13 protein-coding genes and 1 other RNA gene are annotated in these 22156 nt (G+C 38.3%); 4 read left to right on the top strand and 10 right to left on the bottom strand.

The annotated features are described in order from the left end of the window. Positions 1–19: 19 nt before the first annotated feature. From rnpB to FNN09_RS12665, 8 genes are all read right to left on the bottom strand, one after another. Positions 20–387, bottom strand: an RNA gene (gene rnpB, locus FNN09_RS12700) — RNase P RNA component class A. A 20-nt stretch (positions 388–407) separates the two neighbouring features. Continuing rightward, the gene (locus tag FNN09_RS12695) at positions 408–1037 is read right to left on the bottom strand and encodes an SPOR domain-containing protein (protein ID WP_143302737.1); all 630 of its coding nucleotides are present in this window, start codon (positions 1035–1037) and stop codon (positions 408–410) included. Between the two features lie 38 nt (positions 1038–1075). Beyond that, complete coding sequence (locus tag FNN09_RS12690) at positions 1076–3103, bottom strand: OmpA family protein (RefSeq protein ID WP_143302736.1); 2028 nt, start codon at positions 3101–3103, stop codon at positions 1076–1078. Between the two features lie 54 nt (positions 3104–3157). Next, positions 3158–4090, bottom strand: coding sequence for a type IX secretion system membrane protein PorP/SprF (locus FNN09_RS12685; protein WP_255434111.1), 933 nt, complete (start codon positions 4088–4090; stop codon positions 3158–3160). A 12-nt stretch (positions 4091–4102) separates the two neighbouring features. Beyond that, complete coding sequence (locus tag FNN09_RS12680) at positions 4103–12811, bottom strand: gliding motility-associated C-terminal domain-containing protein (RefSeq protein WP_143302734.1); 8709 nt, start codon at positions 12809–12811, stop codon at positions 4103–4105. Between the two features lie 298 nt (positions 12812–13109). After that, entirely contained in the window at positions 13110–13766 is a 657-nt protein-coding gene (locus FNN09_RS12675) for a hypothetical protein (protein ID WP_143302733.1), read from the bottom strand. Between the two features lie 499 nt (positions 13767–14265). Further along, the gene (locus FNN09_RS12670; RefSeq protein WP_143302732.1) at positions 14266–14925 is read right to left on the bottom strand and encodes a hypothetical protein; all 660 of its coding nucleotides are present in this window, start codon (positions 14923–14925) and stop codon (positions 14266–14268) included. A gap of 412 nt (positions 14926–15337) precedes the next feature. After that, positions 15338–16348 carry a DUF2027 domain-containing protein gene (locus tag FNN09_RS12665; RefSeq protein WP_143302731.1) on the bottom strand — a complete coding sequence of 337 codons (1011 nt, stop codon included), beginning with the start codon at positions 16346–16348 and terminating at the stop codon, positions 15338–15340. Positions 16349–16478: 130 nt separating this feature from the next. Here FNN09_RS12665 and FNN09_RS12660 point away from each other — a divergent pair, with 130 nt between their 5' ends. After that, the gene (locus tag FNN09_RS12660; protein ID WP_143302730.1) at positions 16479–17693 is read left to right on the top strand and encodes an S-adenosylmethionine:tRNA ribosyltransferase-isomerase; all 1215 of its coding nucleotides are present in this window, start codon (positions 16479–16481) and stop codon (positions 17691–17693) included. Positions 17694–17767: 74 nt separating this feature from the next. Here FNN09_RS12660 and FNN09_RS12655 read toward each other — a convergent pair whose 3' ends face one another. Both FNN09_RS12655 and FNN09_RS12650 read right to left on the bottom strand, forming a co-directional pair. After that, positions 17768–17956, bottom strand: a complete 189-nt coding sequence (locus FNN09_RS12655) for a (2Fe-2S)-binding protein (RefSeq protein ID WP_255434110.1) — start codon at positions 17954–17956, stop codon at positions 17768–17770. Between the two features lie 35 nt (positions 17957–17991). After that, positions 17992–18852 carry a histidinol-phosphatase gene (locus tag FNN09_RS12650; RefSeq protein WP_143302728.1) on the bottom strand — a complete coding sequence of 287 codons (861 nt, stop codon included), beginning with the start codon at positions 18850–18852 and terminating at the stop codon, positions 17992–17994. A gap of 370 nt (positions 18853–19222) precedes the next feature. Between FNN09_RS12650 and FNN09_RS12645 the strand changes: the two genes are divergently transcribed. The 3 genes from FNN09_RS12645 (at position 19223) to FNN09_RS12635 (ending at position 22153) form a co-directional block, all read left to right on the top strand. Continuing rightward, positions 19223–20179, top strand: coding sequence for an AAA family ATPase (locus FNN09_RS12645; RefSeq protein ID WP_370511663.1), 957 nt, complete (start codon positions 19223–19225; stop codon positions 20177–20179). Between the two features lie 81 nt (positions 20180–20260). Then, positions 20261–21127, top strand: coding sequence for a DUF58 domain-containing protein (locus FNN09_RS12640; RefSeq protein WP_143302726.1), 867 nt, complete (start codon positions 20261–20263; stop codon positions 21125–21127). After that, positions 21128–22153 carry a hypothetical protein gene (locus FNN09_RS12635; RefSeq protein ID WP_143302725.1) on the top strand — a complete coding sequence of 342 codons (1026 nt, stop codon included), beginning with the start codon at positions 21128–21130 and terminating at the stop codon, positions 22151–22153. The last annotated feature ends 3 nt before the right edge of the window (positions 22154–22156 follow it).

The following is a 22156-nucleotide window of genomic DNA, read 5'->3' as shown; positions in this document are numbered from 1 at the left end:
AAGGTCGAAATTAAAAGAAAAAAATAGCAAGCCTGTAAGCCGGGTCCTGTTACTCACAAGGAGCGTCTATCATTTATCTAAAATAGCAGTCACCTGCTACTTTGAGCGACCTACCCCTCACAACTTTTTTCAAAACAGAACGAGCAGCTCTGCTCCTTACGGAGTTATGATATACATGGTCTTGCAATCTGTAAGACGTACAACTGGCATAGTTACCTACCCCATTGGTGAGCTCTTACCTCACCTTTTCACCCTTACCCGAAGGCGGTTATTCTCTGCTACGTTACTAAACCCTTACGAGCTTCTTCCTATTCAGAAGTACAGTGCTCTGCATTGCCCAGACTTTCCTCTCCAATACTTGATTGCAGCGATAGACCGGCTTGCTATATTTGCAAAGCTACAATATTTTATTCAATCTTAAAGGGCAAATACTTTTCTAGCTCAACCAGATGTGCATCTTTGTATCCTAAGGCTTTTATCTTATTAAGCTCTTGCTCTGCTACATCACCCATAAATTGACCAGTCGTATACCTAAAAATTTTATCTTTCATGCGAAACTCCATTATATCATCAATATTCTTAAAGTGATTAAGATATACTGGAAATCTAAATGCGCTTAATTGAATGGTATACTCTTTATTGGGATCAATCATTTTTGTAGATGCGCTCCCAATGACACTAGCTTGCCCCTTTAAAACATATTCAGTGGTATTTACCACAAAGGCCTGCTCATAACCTAAGCTTTTAACGCCATCGACAGCTCTTTTAGCGTCTTCATATGAACTAAATTCCCCTACACAAAAACGATAGTAACCATCACTACATGGATACTCTCTTGCAACTTCAACATTATGGAAAAACTCAGGAGCCTGCGGTGGTAATTTCAAGGCAATTATCTGAATGGCAAAAGAAGGTGATTGAGCACTACTCATGCGAATAATCTTCTTGCTCGTTCTCATTGATTCAAGCTTATCAGCTTTTGCATCAATGCTAGTTACGAGTACTACGGCTAATATAATAAGTGATTTAAGTTTCATTTTTGACACGATATTATCGTTATACAATCTTATCAACACTACTCTAACATACGCCAAACAACAATCTCAATACGGCGATTTATCAAATGCTCACTATCGGAACAATATACTCCACGTTTACATTTATTCTTCAAATATCGTTCACCATATCCGCGAGGTATTAACTGTTCATCATTAATACCTTTCGAAATCATTATTTGCTCAGCTTTATCGGCAATATTTTGGGATACGTTTAAGTTATTGTATCGATTACCTTTTGCCTCTGTATGACCATTTAGTTTGACAACAATATTCGGATTTTGCAATAAATAGGTCGCTAGTTCATCTAAAACTGCTAATCCTTCCTTCGTAATTTCATTGCCAACGTACGTAACTATCATCGTACCAATATCATCTAGAACATCATCTCTAAATATAGGTGTTAATGATAATCCGTTATTATTAATATCTTCAACTTCCATTATATTCACAATCATTCGTTTAGAATCAAAATCTACTTTTGAGAATTTAATTTCGAACTCTTGATCATTCTTCTTATAAGTATCAGGTATAACAATTGTAACTTTGCCATCGTCTCCACTTTGCGAAGATGCCACCAATGTTCCATCATTAGCGTCACGTATTTCCACAGTTACTCCTGCAATTACACTACCATTAAAAGTAGAAGTTAGCTTAGTACTTAAGCTTGTTGGAAACATTGATAAATCAACAACCGGAACTACAAGTTCAGGCACTGTATCAACAGGTATTTCTTGCTGCATATCCACTACTGGAATCTCATCTAAACCAAATATTGGAGGTGCATCATCAGTTTCTTCAACAACCATAGGGGGAGCAATGGTAAATACAGCATCGCTACTTCCATTTCCTAAACGATTTGAAGATAGAAATCCACGACTAGGATTCCCTGGTTCTAGTACATATCCAAAATCATCTTTACCACTGTTTATCGGCTGACGTAAATTAGTCACATTTTCAAAGCCGTTTTCCGTTATTTCAGCCATAAAAATATCTAATCCACCAAAACCAAGGTGTCCATCAGAAGCAAAAAACAGATTACCATCCTTGTCAATATAAGGCCATTCTTCGTTACCAAAGGTATTTATACCTTTCCCTAAGTTTTCGCCATTAGCAACGTCTCCTGAAGCTTTAATTTCGCCTTTATAAAGATCTTTACCACCAAAACCTTCGCGTTCAGTAGATGTATAATACAAGTATTTATTATCAGGTGATACAGCTGGGTAGGCAACATTTGCATCGTCAGAACTAATAGAGAGTACTTTTTCATTGACCCAATCTTCTCCATTAAACTCTGAGGTAAATATTTTTAATCGACTATCACCCCCTTTTATACGTACTGGCTTAGTATAAAAAATACGCTTAAAATCACTTGTAAAGGCAGTAGCACCAACATGATAATCTGATTCTAATTCTTTTGAAAAGGATCTGCTCCCCTCTTGTAATTCACCGTCAATCAATTTTGAGAAAGCCAGGTTTAACATTCCTCTACCAGAACGGTCCACTTCTTTGCTTTTCCCCTCCTTTTCGGCTGAAAAAACCACACCATCTTTGTAATACTGTATACCAAAAGAAACATCTCCTACTAATAAACTAGCTGGGTTAACCACCACTTCAGTGTTAAAATCGCCATTTTCACCCGCCCACTCACAAGCCTCAATGAGTTTATCCATATCAATAGGATTAGCCCCATGTTTTTTGGCTTTTTCGTACCATTCAATAGCTAACTCAAATCCACCTTCTTGTTGCCAACAAGATGCATAATTGATGATGTCTTCACCTGTAAGCTGATCTTCTAGTTCCACATATCTGGAAAAGGCTTCAGTAACATTTTTTTGATAGAAATAGCAACGTGCAATTTCAATCTTTGTTTGTGTATTATACTCCGCTCCTTTTTCGCGAGCCAAATTGTAATACTCCAATGCCCTGTAGTATTCCTCGTTAGCTAAAAATTCCTGTGCTCGCTTTAATTCATTACGTTGAGCAAAAGCCGTAGCTACTGTCATCAGCAATAAAAGAAGCATTAATATTCGAGAATTAGGTTTCATCGGTTAAAATGTTTTATCAATAGTTCATGTCTATAATAATCTCAGGTCGTAACATTAGAAATACCTGATAGAGCGCATTCCTGCCCGTTTATTAAACGAGAAATCAAACTGTAAACCAATTTCATGGGATCCAAACTGACCATAATTACTCAATTGTGATAATGAATAGTCGAAGGAGTAACGCACACTCCACTGACGGTTAATTACAAATTCGGATAATAATACGACCTCAGAAATACTTCGATACGAAGCGCCAACCCAAATTCGTTCTGCTAGCAGAACATTACATGATACATCAAAAGTTAGTGGTGCCCCAACTACAGTTCGAATTAATGCGGTAGGCTTTACCTTAACTTCTCCCCAATCAAATATATATCCACCATACCAATACGAGTGTAAATTTCCAAATTCAACAGTATTCTTAAATTTGCCATCGTTTTCTGTTGCCTCATCAAAAGTTGGAGAAAAAAAGCGTGGAATAGAGAATCCAGCAAAATAGTTATCACCATAATAGTAGGCACCAATACCAAAATTAAAGCCTAAAACCGACTCTTTACGCAAAAACATCGGGTCACCGTATACATTGGTAATAGCCTGCGTACCATCATATACACTCGACGAAACTCCAACCTGAAGACCTAAAGCTAAAAATTCATTGCGCCCCATTTTTAGTTTATAGGATCCTGCACCCATAAAACTAAAGTTATTTGAGAAGCCCAAGCGATCATTCTCCAACACAACCCCAACACCTAAATTAGTGTCTTCAATGGGACCATGTACGTTGATTGCCTGATTCATGGGTGCATTATCCATACCTACCCATTGGCTTCGATGTATAACTAGGCCACTAATAACATCGCGAGTACCATTATAAGCAGGATTAAGTACCCCTTGGTTGGATATATAGTGGTTATACTGGGCTTGGTTTTGAGCCTTTACACCCAAAGCAAGTACCAGTAATAACAGTATAGGAATTAGATTTCTCATAATAAAAATCATTTATCGTCTTAATTCTATAAAACCTGAGAAGTCTTTGGTTTGGGTTCCAGACTCCGAGTCATTAATTGTTATAGTATACACATAGAAGTAAGTTCCACTTGGAAGCTTCTCTCCTAAGGTTACCATGGCACCCGAATTAGAGGTTCCATCCCACCATGCTTCGTCTTTACCATATACAGCACCTTTTGAGCGATATACAACAGTACCCCAACGGTTAAACACTTCAATTTTAGATTCAGATACCGATTCTGGTCCATCACCATAGCTTCCGCTAATAACAAAGGAATCATTGATATTATCACCGTTTGGAGAGAATGCATTAGGTATTAATAAATTATTATCCTCATCAACATCGGCATTTCCTACAAAGAAGTAAACGGTTGCTTGATCATAACGGTGTGTATGCTCAGTATTATAGATCAAATAATTAATCGAATCTCTTCCATAGAAACTTGGTCGTTTAACAAATAGCAACTCACCTGTCAGTTCATTAATAGTATATTTATTCCCTACTGTTGATTCCATATCACCAATAAATTCAAACTCAGCTAATCGTGGATCTGGATTAGGGTTCACCTCAGGGTTAACAAGGCTGAACTTAATATTAGCACCTGGTATAGGTTCAACTAAATCTAAAACAGTTCGCTCTAAATCATCGTTTTCATGCACTATAACAGTTAATTCATTATCACCATTTGGAACAGCCACTAAGGAGTCAATTGCTACAAGAGGTTTTATTTCCATACGAACAGTACCAGCCATTAAACGACTGCAACCATATTGACTTGCAGATACAGTATAATAACCACCTTCAGTTTGTATTCCAAAATCAAGCTTATCACCTGTACCTAACATTTCATTACTAGGAATTAGCGGCACACCTTCTTTGAGTAAAGAATAAGTAACGCCTACTGTCGAATTAGTTAATCCTAATAAATCAACATTAACAGATGCAGCTCCTATTTCGTCCTCATTAATAATGGTCGTATTCACCATTATATTAAAGTATTCAAGCTCATCATATTGCGTTATACTAATTGGAGCACTTACGCTTTCACAACCAGTAGTATAAGATACAGCCTTCACGTAAAAATTCTCAGTAGTCGGAGTCGTTGCATTACTAGGAAAAACAACTGTTCCTCCAGCTGTACCATTAACAAAACTTACAACATCACCTGCTTCATTTAGCAACATATATCCGACATTATCAATGGCATTGGTGACCGTAACGGTTGCCCCATCACCTCCGAAACAATAGTTTTCGTTTAGCACCGAGAAAGTAGGTACTTCTGGTTCTGAAATAACCTGAACGTTGTTTAAAGCATTTAATTGCAATTCACAACCACCACCAGCGAGGTAACCATATATTGTATAAGAACCAACCGGTAACAAACCGAATGATAATTGACTTCCACTACTATCACCAACACGAGTTACTGGTGGTGATAATGGGTTGCCTGAATCATCACGAACTTCATATATAACATCAAATTCTTGAGAGCTTAGGATAACTTCAGCACCTCCATCACCTGCACAATATGCATACGTATTAGAAGTTGTTAATTGTTCACTCACTCCGTCGCGTGATGTTACAATAACTACACCTTCCATACTTGATGTACAATCGTTAGGTGACTTCGCATAAACAGTATAATCACCTGTAACGTTTATATCACTGAATGTGAACTTAGAGCCATCACCCACCCAATTATCAACTATACTTTTATTTCCGTCAACATCGGTATAAACTAATGCATAAGTATAATCAACTTGAGAACCACTAACTGTTATTGAAGCACTATTTAAGATGTTATTTGGGTCAGCTTTATCAACACAAATAATACCTGAAGCCTCTAATTTAAACGCAGTTGGCAGAGGGTTGAATTTAATAGTAATGTGTTCACCCATATCATTTCTACATCCACCTATTGGGTCAGCAGACTCAACACCCATCACATAATAAACACCTTCATTAACAACAGGCATTGTAAAGAATATTGGATCATCAGAATATGGTGGAGACACAGTTTGTAAAGCATCAGTATTACCTTCAACGTACAATTCGTACACTACATCAACATCAGGATTGATAACACCTAGCATAACGCCACCATCTCCTTCACATATAGCATCGGGATAAATTAAAGCTTTTTTAGCAACAACACCTGCAATACTAATATTGTATGGACCGAAAATATCTTTCGGACAGCCACCATTTTCAGCAACTACGGTATAATTACCATTACTATCGGCAATTCCAGGGAATGTTAATGGATCCGTTCCATCGCTTATAACTTCAAATCCAGTTCCTCCTAATTTTGTATCAGTATCTGCATTTTTGACATAGTATGTAACACCTGCATCAGGGGCGACTACTTCGAAAACGGTTCCATTGGCACAATCAACTCCATCGGTAACATTTACAGTTTTGTCGGCTGCTAAAGCTTGCATCGTAACTGTTACAACAGCACTTTCAGTTGGTCCACAAGCGATAGGATTATTGGTTGTTGCAACTATCGTATAATCTCCACCTTCTGTTACACTCCAATCAATTCGTGATGCAGGCGTAGCATCAGGGATACCAGGAATGCCGGCATCAATGCCATCTTTAAAGAGTACGTAGTCAACATCCGTTTGTGGGTTATTAATATATAGATTAGTCGAGCTACCTTCGCAGAAAGAATTGTCACCAAGTAAAGTTACCGTCATTGGGCTGGCAACAACTGCGATTGTTACAGCATCGGTAGGTGTAATACAACCTACGCCAGCTACTACTGCATTAACCAAGTAGCTATCTTCCTGCAAGTAGCGACCTAATGATAAGGCACCTCCACTTATATTACCACTTATCGGTAATGGAATATTGTCTACTTCTGATTCGGTTAATATGGTACTTCCTTTTACAACATAATAATCAATTCCTTCGTGTTGATCATTAATTTCAAGCATAACACCATCTACTGCACCATCACAGTAATATCCATTATCGCTGGCAGTTAGTGTATATTTGATTGGCATAGAAACCAATTCAACTTCTACAATACCAGTCATATAATAAGTACAACCACTACTTTCGAGAATTACCGAGTAATCACCCTCTGTAGTGAATGTTCCGAAATTAATAGCAGCATCGGTTCCTGCAACAATAACTGGTGTTGCTAAAGGAGCATTATTATAATATAATTCGTAATTATAACCCAGTTGCGATCCAGATAATGAAATTGTTACAACGTCACTTCCGTCATCACAATATTTACCATCTTTTGAACCTTCTACAATAAAAGTAGTATTAATCGCAGGATCTCCTTGAACATCCCATGAGCCTGTCATCACTTTAGAACATCCGGTAGATGCATGTACAGCTCTAATACTAAAGGTTCCAACACTGGTTGGTGCACCAAAATTAATTAAAGCGCCTGTACCTGGTTCAATGGCAACAACAGTTGCACCATTAAGTAGCTGATAATTAACATCTACCTCAGAATTTGACAGTGTAATTTCCGTTGTAGTACCGCAAGTACCAGCACCATCAACTGCAGTTGTTGGTGACATATCGTAAATACCAAGATCGGCATACTCTTCAACAAAAACTGTATTATTCATATCAACAGGCGGTGTTGGAGGAGTACCATCGTAATAAGCTACTACCTTGAACTCTGCTGCTGGATTAGCGCCAACAATATTATCCCATTTAACAGTAGCAGTTCCAGCAGAAGCCAGTACTTTACCCAAAGAAACATCAGGGCTACCAATTTGGAAAAGCTCGTAAGTTATATCTGGTTGAAAACCATCTATACTAATAGAACTAATACTTTCACCAAAACAATGTCCTGGCTCTGAAGCAATTACATTAAATGGATTAATTCCTTCATATATACCAATTGTAATTTCGCGAGACACACTACAATCGGCAGCATTATATATCAATACTCTAACAATATCGTTATGAACAAGTACAGGATTTGCACTTGGTCCCTCAGTACTAACAACAATGTTGTCGACCGCACTTTTCGCTTGTAGCTCTGTAGAAACACCACCACTTATTTTAAAGAAAGCATATTCAACACCACCAGTGGCGGTTAAAGTTATATCAGTACCTTTTATAACATTATTACTCGGCGTTGCATCATAGGTTGTTACGGTAGGTAAATCATTTACTGTTACAGGCAAGGTAAATTCAGCACCAACACAGCCTGCTACACTTTCATAAACAACACTAATTGAACCGGCACCCTCTACTGTCCATTCAACATCTACATTACTTAAGTTTGGATCACTTGTGATGTTTCCACCTACAACAGTCCAATCATAATTAACGTAACCACCTTCAGCAACATAATTGCTCACTTCATTAAGACACACAGAAGCAGGTCCTGAAGTTATGTTTGGATTAGGTGTTTCATTCACTGTTATTGTGATTCCAGCATGTGTATCTTCACAGCCAATTGCATCAATTGCCTTAACAGTAACAACTTGAGCATCTGTTAATCCAGAGGCAACAAAAATATTTATAGTTGGATCAGGTACAACCTGTAAAACATTGTCAATATAAAACTCATAAGTATCACCACCTGTAGCGGTAAAAGTTACATCAGTTCCACTACAAATTGTTGTAGCACTAGCAGTTAATCCAGCAACAACTGTATTTACAGTAACTACTTCAACAGTAGGATTAACAGCATCACAACCACTTGCATTAACATAATTAAGCGATACTGAATGAGGTGCAGCACCATCCCATACAACTGATATGGATTCATCATCTGTAATTCCGACTGAACCACCTTGTACAAGCCATGTATAATTGCCAGCTCCTAATCCTGTTACATTTGCCTCGTATATTTCAGTGGCATTGGCACAAACATTAAGTGCCCCAGTAAATGAAACGGTCGGAGCAACACTTACGATAACAGGCAAAACATCTGGAGCAGAAGCAGGACATCCTGCCACATCGAAATTAACACTCAGTTGTTCAGTACCAACAGTACTGGTCCATTCAACTTCAATTGTATGTAGTAGAGGATCACTTAAAATTGTTCCCCCAACAATTTGCCAATCGTAATTATTATTACCTGGCTGAGTAGAATAAGTATAAGTATGGGTTGTACACACAACATCATCACCAGTAATAATTGGTGCAGGCAAAGTTAGTACATCAACACTATAATCACTTGGTGCAGAAGCATCACACAGGTTAGTATCGGTATACGATAGACTTACTGTTTGCGTACCAAAAGTATTCCAGGTAATATCAACACTTTCTGCATTATCAACACCTACAATAGTACCACCTGCACTCACAGTCCATTTATAATTGCTCATACCAACATCAGGTGTTGTATAAGTTTGCGTTGTTCCATTACAAGCCACAGATGGACCAGTAATATTCGGAATTGGTAAAGGATTAACAGTAATATTTTCAGTGCTTGGCGTTGCAGCACCACAACCGTTTGAATTATCATAATTAAACGTGATTGTATGAGGTGCAGCCCCATCCCAAATAACATCTACTGTAAAATCGTTATCTACACCTATAATAGTTCCACCTGTAACACTCCACTGCCAATTAGACTCGCCTGTACCAGACTCTGTTGTATAGGTTTCGGTAGCATTAGCGCAAACAGTAAGGTTACCTGTTACAATAGTAGGTATAGGGCGTGAATTAATTGTAATTGTTTGAATGCTCGAAAAGGCAGAACATCCGGTATTATAAAAAGCTTCTACTGCAATAACTTCAGTTGCAGAAAAACCAGCTGCCACATTAAAACTATTTAGTGGACCATCATACAATATACTTGCAGATCCAGAAGGCCCCTTATAAAATACATAACGATCAAATCCTGCAGTAGCTTCAATTGTAAATGCTTCATCGGCACAAAACTCCTCTGTTGCCAATGGCGCAGTTATTGCCACCAAAGGAATAGGATTCATTGTTATACTCGTTTGTGCAGATTGCTTATCACACCCTGTTGTTGTATTCGTAATTATTACATAAACATCAATGTCTTGTGTAACTGTAATTTCAATCGTAGGGTTAGCATCACCCTGAATTCCCTGAGAAAGAGTATTTACAAAAAACTCATATGAATAAGTATCAGTACCGTTATCAAGTGCATCACTAGCGGTGAATGTTACTTTCTCGTTTTCACAAACTGTAATTCCAGAAGATGCATTAAGTATTGGCTGTACATCTCTTACGTCTAATGATGTTGTAGCAACATCAGAACAACCATTACCATCAATAACTGTAAGAGTGAACGTATGATTACCAACTCCATAAGCGGTAGAAGACACAGTTACATCTTGCAAATTACCGACTACAGCAGCACTTGCGTCAGTCCAGGTATAAGTTGTCATGGCTCCTGGTAATCCTAATAATGAAATATCATCACCAAGGCATACATCGCCACCATTGCTGGCAGCAGCTGTTGGGTTTGAATGAATTGTTACAGTATGTGCCAGTGTTTCAACACAAGTACCTTCTGTAACAGTTAATTCATAAGCACCTTCATAGGTAGCTTTATCTGCAGCAACTACATTAAGTACTGCACCTACCTGCACACTACCATCAGGCAATAACCAGGAATAAGTTGCTCCAGCAGAACCTCCACCTCCGGTTAAAGTAAAATCTTGACCATCGCATATTTCGGTAATGGATGGTAAAGGATTTGTATTAATTGTTGGAATTGGCAATGGTTGAACAGTTACTACAACCGTTACTTCTGCACTACTACATCCATTATTGTCTATTACTGTAACACCATAAGTGCCATTATCGGTAACGTCAGCAGGATTAATATCAATTGTAGCAGTATTCCCACCATATGGAAGACCATCTTTAGTCCAAGCATAGGTATCAAACACCGTACTACCTCCTGATGCATTAGCTGCTATTGTTAGAACTCCTCCTACACACACAGGCGCATTATAAGAAGGTGCAACTATTGGATTATCATTGACAAACACTTCGGTTGTTGCACTTCCTACACAACCAAACCCATCGATTGCTGTTAAGGTATAAATACCTGCATCAGCAAGGGTGACTGCTGAAAGAACAGGGTTCTGTATTGTACTAAAAACGGTATTACTTGGGTCAGTCCAACTATAATCGTCATAAGGATTGGCACAAGTTAACTGTACATCTTCACCCACACACTTTGGACTATCATTTGAAATGATAGGAGAAAAGAATGGGATAACAACAACCATACTAGGTGCTGATTCGGCACTTATACAGCCACTATTATCTTCAACTACTACAGTATAAGCACCACTATTAGCTACCACTGTTGGATCCACAGTTAGTGTCATTCCTGTTTGGCCAGCTATAAGAGTTCCATTATGATACCATGTAAAAGTTGTATATGTACCACTACCTCCAGCAGGGGCTGCTGTTAAAGTTAATGGTTGACCTTCACAAACGTTGGTTGGCCCAATTGGCAATGAAACAGTTGGATTATCATTAACAACCACAATTGTTGAGGCTACAGCAGTTGCACAAAGGTTAGCATCAGTTACTACTAACTGGTACTCGCCTGCATCTGTTAGCGCAACGGTATTAATCGTAAAAGTCGGGTCGGCGCTTATAACTGTTGCATCAGGCACTTTAGTCCATGAATAAGTATATGGGCCAGTACCTCCATTAACAGTAGATGATAGCGTTAAGTCATTACCGACACAAATAGGACCATCATTATCTGCAGTAATATCAGGTGTTTCATTCACAACCACATCGGTTGTAACAGTATTAACACAGGTATTGGCATCAGATACCTCTAAAGTATAAGTCCCGGCATCAGTTAACTGAGCGGGATCTATTGTTACGGTTTGTCCATTATATGTAGTTCCATCGGGAGCGGTCCAGGTGTAATCTGTAAAACCACCAACAGTTTCTTCTAATTGAAAAGAACCACCTTCACATACAGGACTTGTATTGGTAGCTACCGGAGAAGGTAAGTTATGCACAGTTAAAGTTGCACTGCCTAACATATCAGCTTCACAACTTGAGGTACCTGAAGGATTAAAACCTTTCATAGTGTACACACCTGCTTGATTTACAACAAAAGTAAGAGCATTACCAGTACCTGGCTCGGGAACAACATTTACAACATTTCCATCGCGATACAAAGTATACTCCATCCCCGATTCAGAATCACTTAACGTAATGTCGTAAGTAAATCCTGAACAAATAACGCCATCCGTACCAACTGTATAAGCTGTTGGAGTAGGAAAAACTCTGGTATAATCGTAGTTGGTCTGAACATTCCCTAAACCATCTTTCTGTACATAACTAACGACTATAGGCAAGCCATGGTATGACGACTCAACCATGGCGGGTAAAAAATGCAACTTTGTATCCTGACCAGTACCACTTGTACTAAACCATGTTGGATGATCAGTTTCAACACCGCCTGAAGAAGTATAAACTCTCCAAACAATTGATGTTGCATCAGGATGCCATGATTCCGGCACAATATCATTAGGAGTTGTAGCTGAACAATAATCCCTCTCCAAAGTGGTGATTACATCTCGCCAACCTTTTAAAATAGCTCCTTGTCGACTTATTTGCTTATCAACTTTCTTGTATAGCTTATTTCTTTCTGCTTGTTCTTCATCAGAAGTAACACCGGCACCGTAAGTCTGTCCAAACGCATTTGACACAAACAAAAGGCATACAAAAAGTCCTACTAAAAACTTAATCTTCTTCATAAACATGGCTTATATCAGTCCCCAACTTCACAAACCCTCTACACAGCACCAAAAATATACTTTCGCGTTGTAACCCGGATATGTATATACTTTGTTTTAAAATAACTCATCCAACTTCACCCTTGAACACTGCCATACAGACAATTACAAGGGCATTAATAATTCTAATATATAGGCTCTGAGAATGCTCTCCCCAAAACAATTAGAGTTTGTACGTTATCACTGCATAGATGTTACACCATTTTTGACATTCTTTAACTAATACTGTTCATTTTTTATTTCACTATTATATTCAATACTATTCCTTCACCCTTATTCCGAGGCTCATTAATAGCTTAGGCTTCTCTTCAAAGGCAATTCTTACCACTTTCACATAATCACTAACATAACTCTGTATCTCTGTTAGCATCTTCTTTTTGAGCGTTGTTAAACGCTTGACCTCCCCTTGCGCTTCTAAACACAATTCCGATAAACGGGCATAGTCGCTTAAATGATTCTCAAGCCCTTTTATATTTTCTTGCTTAATATTAAACACACCCAAAGCCTCTAGCCACTCTTTATTTTTAAGCAGATTTGAAACAAACACTGTCATTTGAAAAACAAACTCCTTATGCGTCCGAGCTCTGGCACCATTCAGCACCAGAGCTTCTTCAGCCATTATGTTATTACCTAAAACAATACGTGCTAATTTGACATGGCGCATATACTCTTTCTTTACGCTTGTCAATAGATCATTCTTCTTTTTAAAGACTTCCGCCTTTTTGTGCTTAGCCAACTTCGCAGACTCCACAACCTTTAACAAATCGCTATTTAGGTCATAAATCTTGCGCAGCAACTCCTCGCTATATCCATACTTGGTAACGGTCTCTTTAATCGCATGCTGATGAATGCTATTGCGAAACATCACCTCAACACCAGATTGGTAGTTTCCTATGCTATTTTTAGTATAGTGCATTCTTAATCTTTAAATTATTCAACTAATTAAGACATTTTAATAAATATTTCAAAATAAATGTAACATTAATTTAAAAAGACAGTATAAATCGCCCCTTGATATATTTCTATTACTTAAATGTTATTATCTATTTATAGTATGTTAGATATATAATAGACTTAAGGATTTTACATTTATATAAAAGGTAAATCTCGTATTATCCAAGATTTCTGTAGATATAAATTAGATTAATAGAAAACTTATAAAGGATTCTACATTATTCAAATAGATAAGAATTTTAGATCCAAGGATGATTACAATTTTAAGTAAGAATGAAGACGGTGCTATTTTTGATGAAGACAAGTATTGCTTGAGAGCCAAGGACTAAGCAAAAGGCCTTGCACACTTAAGCTTCGAACCCGCTGCTCTTATAAATGAGGAAGACGAGCTTATAAAACACAAAGCCCCGCCTTCAATAAAGAAAGCGGGGCTCTTTTCCCGATATTCAGTTAGCTAATTATCAACTTTTCACTACCACACCCAAGGACTCCAATAACTGAGGCTGATCTTCGAGCGCTATTTTTGCCACTGCATAAAAGTCGCGCATCCACTTATCCAACTCAACAAATGCGGCATCTTTTGTTTTAGTTGCATTTTGCGACTCTCCTTTTTCGCGCAAATAGGCAGCTCGTAAAACATCCAAGTTATCACACTTATCCAAACAAGCCTGAAAATCCTCACTACTACAATTCAAACGCCCCATGCCGGCAAGGATAGTCTCACTCCCCAAGGCCAACTTACAGCAGTTGCGCACACTATTAAGCCAGCTTACATAAGCCCTAGGCGTATCGCCACTTACACCCAATAAATCGAGCGTTAATTGATCATTTCGAAAAACAACCTTAGCTTTCTTACGAAAGACAGCATAAGTTGCCTCAAGCTCACCCCTGCAAGTTGCAAAAGCAGCATAGGCCTCACTCTCTTCATAAGCCTCTCTTCTACTATTACTATAAGCCTGATTGGCCAAGTCGAGCAATGCCTTTCCAGGCAATAATTCTTCAGACCCATAGCCATACTCCGACATAACAGCGGCAATTTCAGTCTGTTCTTCGACATTAGTTAAAGACACGCGAGTATCTTCAAGAATTGTTTCATTAGAATTAGATATTCGTACACTCATGATTAAAAATTTAGTTTAGTTATGATTTAAGCACCTTAATATCTCAAGACACTCTTATTTTGTCATTATAAAAGTAGCCCAGCTATGTTAAACTAAACAATGACAAACGTCATAATTAAAAACAACATCCTGCCCCACAACAACCTACATACATGGACGTTACAAGCACAACTCCTGCACACAAACAAGCACGGAGCCATGTATACTTCAATCAACACACCAAACACCATCAATAAAAAAGCCGCAGCTTTAAAAGAATCAACTCTCTTAAAACTGCGGCTATTATTTTTTGTATCACTATCGATTAGTGCTTGCTGAAATAAAGACTAGGTAATAATTACATGAACTTTATTTCTTATCCTTTCAAGCTCGGCAACGTGAATAGGAAAAAACGGCATCTTGCTACATCAAGCTAGATAATCACCATTGTAGCACCGTAACCATACTCTTGAAAAGATGCATCCTGATAATTATGCTTTTTATATTGACGATCTAACAACTTGCGCACTTCTGTTTTTAACTTACCATTACCAACGCCATGGATAAATACCAGCTTACGACCTTTATTCGTTTGATTATCGGCCATTACCTGCTTAAATCGATCGAGTTGAATCGTAATAATCTCACCATTACTCATACCCGCCGTTGAATCAATCAGCTCATCAATGTGTAAATCAACCTCCAGTATTGATGGCTCATCGCGTCGAGCAAACTTCTTTACTTTAGGCTTTGCCTCTTTCTCTTGAATAACCTTTGATATATCCTTATCACTTAAAGCCTCCAACTTTCGCTCAAACTCACCTTTTATAACCGGTAATAGAACCGCTCGCTCGTGGTAGTAAGAATTGTCGGCAAAAACATTATCCTTTAAAAAGCGTGTTGCCTTAATCTTCACCACCTCTGAAACAGGCTGGAAGTTAGTGTACGTTTTATCTTTTTTAAACAAGGTAAGGTTCACTTGCCATTGACGATCATCCAACTGCGTTACTGCCAATTTATCCAAAGCCACCTTGGTATTTGGCTCTACAGTGCCATGGTAAAACAAATCTAAATCACCATCGCGACGCAGGTTACTTATGGTATAAAAAACAAAGTAATTACTGTCATTAATAGCCTGCACCCTTAAATCGCCCGACACCTGACCTGGTTTATCACCTTGTAAAAATGCCAAATAAAACTGTGGCGATGCATCATTACCAGGCTCCTCAACATACTCAACAAGCTCCTCCTCTTCTTCCACGGCAGCATCACCGCCTTTATCCTTTTTAGTTTCACCCTGGATAACGACACATTCATGCATCAGCACCGGCACTTCAAAGCCATCCTCATCGTCAACATAAGCGAGCTTACCATCCACACGCACAACTGTTCCGCCACCACTGGCATTTAAAAAACGAACAACATCACCTGCCTTAACATTCATATTTTAAGATTTTTAATTAACATTTTTAATAAAACAGCTTATTCTAAACCATTCTTAACAACTATCAACACCTAATATTTGGTGCAGTCACGCAAAGTTAATTAAATTTGTCGCGCTAAAAATGCATCCTATGATTAAGCCAACAATATCGATTAGTGATTTTACTTACGACTTACCCAATGAGCGAATTGCCAAATATCCGTTGGCCAACCGCGACGAGTCAAAATTATTGATTTACAAAAACGAATGTATTGAGGAAACAAGCTTTCCATCGATCATAGATGCCATTCCGAGCAAGGCGATGCTTGCCTTTAATAACACTAAAGTCATTCGTGCTCGCCTTAAATTCAAAAAAGTAACCGGAGCGGAAATAGAGATATTTTGTTTGGAACCACTTTCTCCTGCCGAAGTTCAAATGGCATTTGACAGTAGAGAACAAACCACCTGGAAATGCATTGTAGGCAACGCACGTAAGTGGAAAGACGGCGAACTTTCAAAAGATTTAATGATTAACGGAGAAGAGGTTTGCATAAAACTCACAAAAGGAGAAAGGCTTCACGATGCCTATAGCATTAATTTCTCTTGGGATAACTCCAATTTTTCATTTGCCGAATTAATCGAAGAGATTGGCCTAACGCCCATCCCGCCCTATTTAAATAGAGAAACGGAAGACATTGATAAAGACCGTTACCAAACGGTTTACTCGCAGCACCAAGGCTCTGTCGCTGCACCAACCGCAGGACTTCACTTTACCGATAATATACTAAACACCCTACAAACAAAAGGTCACCCATTGTTAAATGTGACTTTACACGTGGGCGCTGGCACATTCAAACCAGTTAAATCAGAAGAAATTGCTGATCACGACATGCACATTGAACATTTTGTGATTGAAAAAGATGCCCTCAAACGTTTAATTGCCCATCAAGATGAATTAATAGCAGTGGGCACAACATCGGTGCGCACCCTCGAAAGTCTTTATTGGTATGGAGTACGTATATTAAGTAATGAAAGCATTGCCAATGGCATTGAACAATGGGATCCGTATAACCTAAAAGGCAGCTACAGCAAAGAAGAAGCTTTTAGGGCCCTATTGGATTTTATGGAAGAGAAAAAGCTAAGCCACCTGGCCGGCAAAACAGCCATCATCATCGTTCCTGGCTATTCGTTTAAAGTCATTAATGGCTTGGTTACTAATTTCCATCAACCACAAAGCACCCTGCTATTATTAATAAGCGCTATTGTGGGCGATAATTGGAAAAAAATCTACCAATATGCCTACGACAACGACTTTCGCTTTTTAAGCTATGGCGATAGTTCCTTATTAATGATTGATAAAAAATAGTGCAATAGTGCATAGTGATGAACTGACGAACAATTCCAACCAATCACTTGGCACTTCGCACTTAATCACACTCATCACCTCTTGGCAATTTCTTCTTCTAATATCTCTTCAATATCAGCCACGCAGCTACCACAAATAGTGGCCACATCCGTTTCGTCCTGAAGTGCTTCAAATGAGCTAATATTTTTATCGTTTATCACTTTCACAATATCAGCCTTTGTTAACTGCATGTGACGGCATACAAAATCATTATCATCAAACATATTTATCTACTTTTTATTGGTCATATTTTTTTAGCTTAAAACAAAACAGCACTTATGCCTTTTTGTTCCCAGCCCAGCTCGGTAAAAACACTTAAATATCGGCATCCCATTTTCTGAAGAGCTAGTACAGCCTCTTCAAATCCAGCGATCAATTCATCAGGATGATGGGCATCAACCGATACCGTTAAAGGAATATTCAAATCGACACATCGCTTAATAATTCGCTCATTAGGAAACCACGTATGGTATTTTCCTCGATATATACCGCGCGTATTAATCTCCACAATACTTTCACTTTTAGCAATTACCTGCAAGGTCTCCTCTACCACATCCTGATACCACGCATCCTCTTCGGTAAAAAAGCGGTTTTTATTATTCATCACCACTTTATCCATGTGTGCAATCACATCAGGCTTTTGTGTTCGAACCATTTCTTGAATCTGGCTGTAATATTGTTGTACAGCTGCAACAGCATCACCATTGAAGCAGGTATTCAAGCCCTTTTCATAATTCTCCACAGGTCCATCTAAAAACCACAAACCCTGCTGGCTTTGTGGGTTAGCCACCAAATGAACCGAACCAATTATGTAATCCAACTGACCCAAAGCCCGATACTCATCAAAGGGAATACTTTTTCCTGGTGCGATAAAATCCGTTTCTAAAGAGCGATACACCTCCAATTGGTCCTTGTACTTTAGTCGACAACGTTCTACCTCTTTCACATAACTATCCATTTTATGGAAGTTCATTGCCCAGGTGGTTTCAAAAGCAACTGGTGCGTGACTCGAAAAACCAACAGCACCTAAGCCAAGTTCTATTGCTTTTTCACAAACCTCTTCCACCGATGCTTTACCATCACAGAAATCAGAATGCGTATGAAAGCTAAAATATTGCATGCTTTATTGTTTTTATTGGGCTGCTAAATTGTTAATATTTCCTTAAAGGACCAATTACTTGCAAAAGCATTGTGCGAAAGAGGAAAATCATCGCCCCAAAATGCCTATATAGTGTTAAATTCGTGCTATTTTTGTTTCTGCTGAAATAAAAAAACAGGCTTTAAGGTTTGTTAATATTGAAAATAAGAATCGTTAAAGAATCGTTAAAGTCTTAATGACTTAACAAAAATTAACGAATTTAAAATATTTGGATAGACCAAGTTTGTGTTAATTTGGATTGAGTGTAAAAAAAACTATTGAAAAAATATAAAAACTAGATAAAATAATCATCATGGAACAATCCGTAGATATTAAAGCGATAAACGAACGCATTAAAGAAGAAAGCTCTTTTGTTGACCTACTAACAATGGAGATGAACAAAGTTATTGTTGGTCAGAAACACATGATTGAAGGCTTACTAATTGGTTTGTTATCCGATGGACATATTTTATTAGAAGGTGTTCCAGGACTAGCAAAAACATTAGCTATTAACACACTGGCCAATGTGGTTGACGCCAAATTTTCGCGCATACAGTTTACGCCAGACTTATTACCTGCCGACCTTTTGGGTACGATGATTTATAGCCAGAAGAAGGAAGAGTTCATTGTAAAGCAAGGACCAATCTTCACCAACTTTGTATTGGCCGATGAGATTAACCGTGCTCCGGCAAAGGTACAGAGTGCTCTATTAGAGGCCATGCAGGAACGCCAGGTAACAATTGGCGAAACAACCTATCCTTTAGAAGAGCCTTTCTTAGTAATGGCCACACAAAACCCGGTTGAACAGGAAGGAACCTACCCACTACCAGAAGCACAGGTTGACCGTTTTATGCTGAAGTTGGTTTTGGACTACCCTAAAAAAGAAGAAGAGCAAATGATTATTCGTCACAACCTGGCTAAATCATTCCCAAAAGCTTCTACCATCCTTAAACCAGAAGATATTGTTCGCGCACGTCAGGTAGTTAAAGATGTGTATATGGATGAGAAAATTGAGAAATACATTGTAGACATAACTTTTGCCACCAGATATCCTGAACAATATGGATTGGAGAAATTCAAAGACATGATTTCTTTTGGTGCTTCACCACGTGCTAGTATTAGCTTATCGATGGCTGCCAAGGCCTATGCATTTATTAAGCGTCGCGGTTATGTAATTCCAGAAGATGTGCGAGCTATTTGCCACGATGTATTACGTCACCGTATTGGATTATCGTACGAAGCAGAGGCCAACAACGTCACGTCGGAAGAAATCATTAGCGAAATACTAAACCAAGTTGAAGTACCTTAGTAATAGCCATTGGCTATTAGCTATTAGCTATTAGCTTCCTGTACAAACAGAATTACTTGTTTAACTTCTAAAGCAATTAGATTGGAAGCAACGGATTTATTAAAAAAAGTACGTCAGATAGAGATAAAAACGCGTGGCTTGTCGGCGAATATATTTGCTGGCGAGTACCACTCAGCGTTTAAAGGGCGTGGTATGACGTTTAGTGAGGTACGCGAATATCAATACGGCGATGATATTAGAAACATCGACTGGAATGTAACTGCTCGCTTTAATCATCCATATATTAAAATATTTGAGGAAGAACGTGAGTTAACTGTTCTTTTGATGATTGATGTATCGGGATCGCGAGAGTTCGGCACCTCTTTTAAATACAAAAAGAATGTAATTACTGAGATGGCTGCTGTATTGGCTTTCTCGGCCATACAAAACAACGATAAAATTGGAGTTATCTTTTTTAGCGACAGGATAGAGAAATTTATTCCGCCCAAGAAAGGTAAAAAGCATATTCTCCATATCATCAGAGAATTTATCACATTTACACCCGAGCATCGCGAAACCAATATATCGGAAGCTTTAAAGTATCTAACCAATGCCATTAAAAAGCGCTGTACCACGTTTCTCATCTCCGATTTTATAGATGATAATTTCGAAGACGCTTTAAAAATAGCCAACCAAAAGCACGATGTGGTGGCCTTAAAGGTGTTTGATAAACGGGAAACAGAAATTCCATCTATTGGAATGATTAAGCTTAAAGATGCTGAAACAGGCCAATACCAGTGGGCGGACACCTCCAACAAAGGCGTAAGAGAGGCTTATAGTAAATGGTGGAGAGAAAAGCATGACTCAACAAGGCGACTATTCAGCAAATGTGGGGTTGACAATGTATCAGTGCGAACAGATGAAGACTATGTTAAAGCATTGATTTCATTATTTAAAAAACGTATTTAAATGAGTATTAAGAAACATATACAACAAACACTATTGCTAGCAGTAAGCTTGATATTATTCGGCTTTCAAAGCAACAGCGTTGCTCAAAACGTATCTGTGTCGGCAACCATGGACTCAACCGTAATATTTATTGGTGGCCAAATTGATTTAAAGTTACAGTTAAGTCAACCTGATGGATTAGACTTGCCATTCCCGCTTTTGACCGATACAATTACTAAAAACATAGAAATTGTTCGTTTGAGCGAGTTGGACACTTTAAATCGAGAAAATGGCAGGCTACTAATTGAGCAGAACCTGCGTATTACTTCGTTTGATAGTGGCTTGCATTACGTTCCGCCAATCGTATTTGAGCAGGCTGGAGAAAAAATCAATCAGTTAGTTCAAACAGAAGCCATGGCTTTGATGGTTATTAACCCTTTTGAGGAAGTCGATCCTCAAAAAGGCATCATGGACATCAAAAAACCTATTTCAACACCATTCCACCTTTCTGAACTTTACAAATACCTACCTTGGGTATTGGGTATTATTTTATTAGCTGGCATCGTTACTTTTATCATTCTTAAGTATATGGGAAGGGATATTCCAGTGAAAATTTTCAAAAAGGAAGTGCCAGTTATTCCAGCTCATGAAAGAGCTTTGAGTGAACTAGATAAGATAAAGCAAGAAAAGCTTTGGCAACAGAATCGTATTAAGGAATATTATTCATCCGTTACTGATACTTTGCGTCATTACATGGAGGAGCGCTTTGAGATACGAGCCATGGAGCAAACAACTGATGAAATTATGGACTCCTTAAAGGAAATCAACTTTAGGGATGTTAAATCATCAGATAATTTAAAGCAGATACTAATGACTGCCGACCTAGTAAAATTTGCTAAACACGAGCCTTTGCCAGATGAACACGACATGAGTATGATCAACGCTTACTTCTTTGTTAACCAAACTAAAATTGAAGAAATAAAAAGTTTGGAAGAAGAAAAGGCAGCAATGCTTAGCAAGGAAAATGAGGAAGCAGTTACTGAATAATTT

The sequence above is a fragment of the Carboxylicivirga sp. M1479 genome, from assembly GCF_007097485.1.
Lineage (GTDB): Bacteria > Bacteroidota > Bacteroidia > Bacteroidales > Marinilabiliaceae > Carboxylicivirga.
This window is presented reverse-complemented; position numbering and strand designations above follow the sequence as displayed.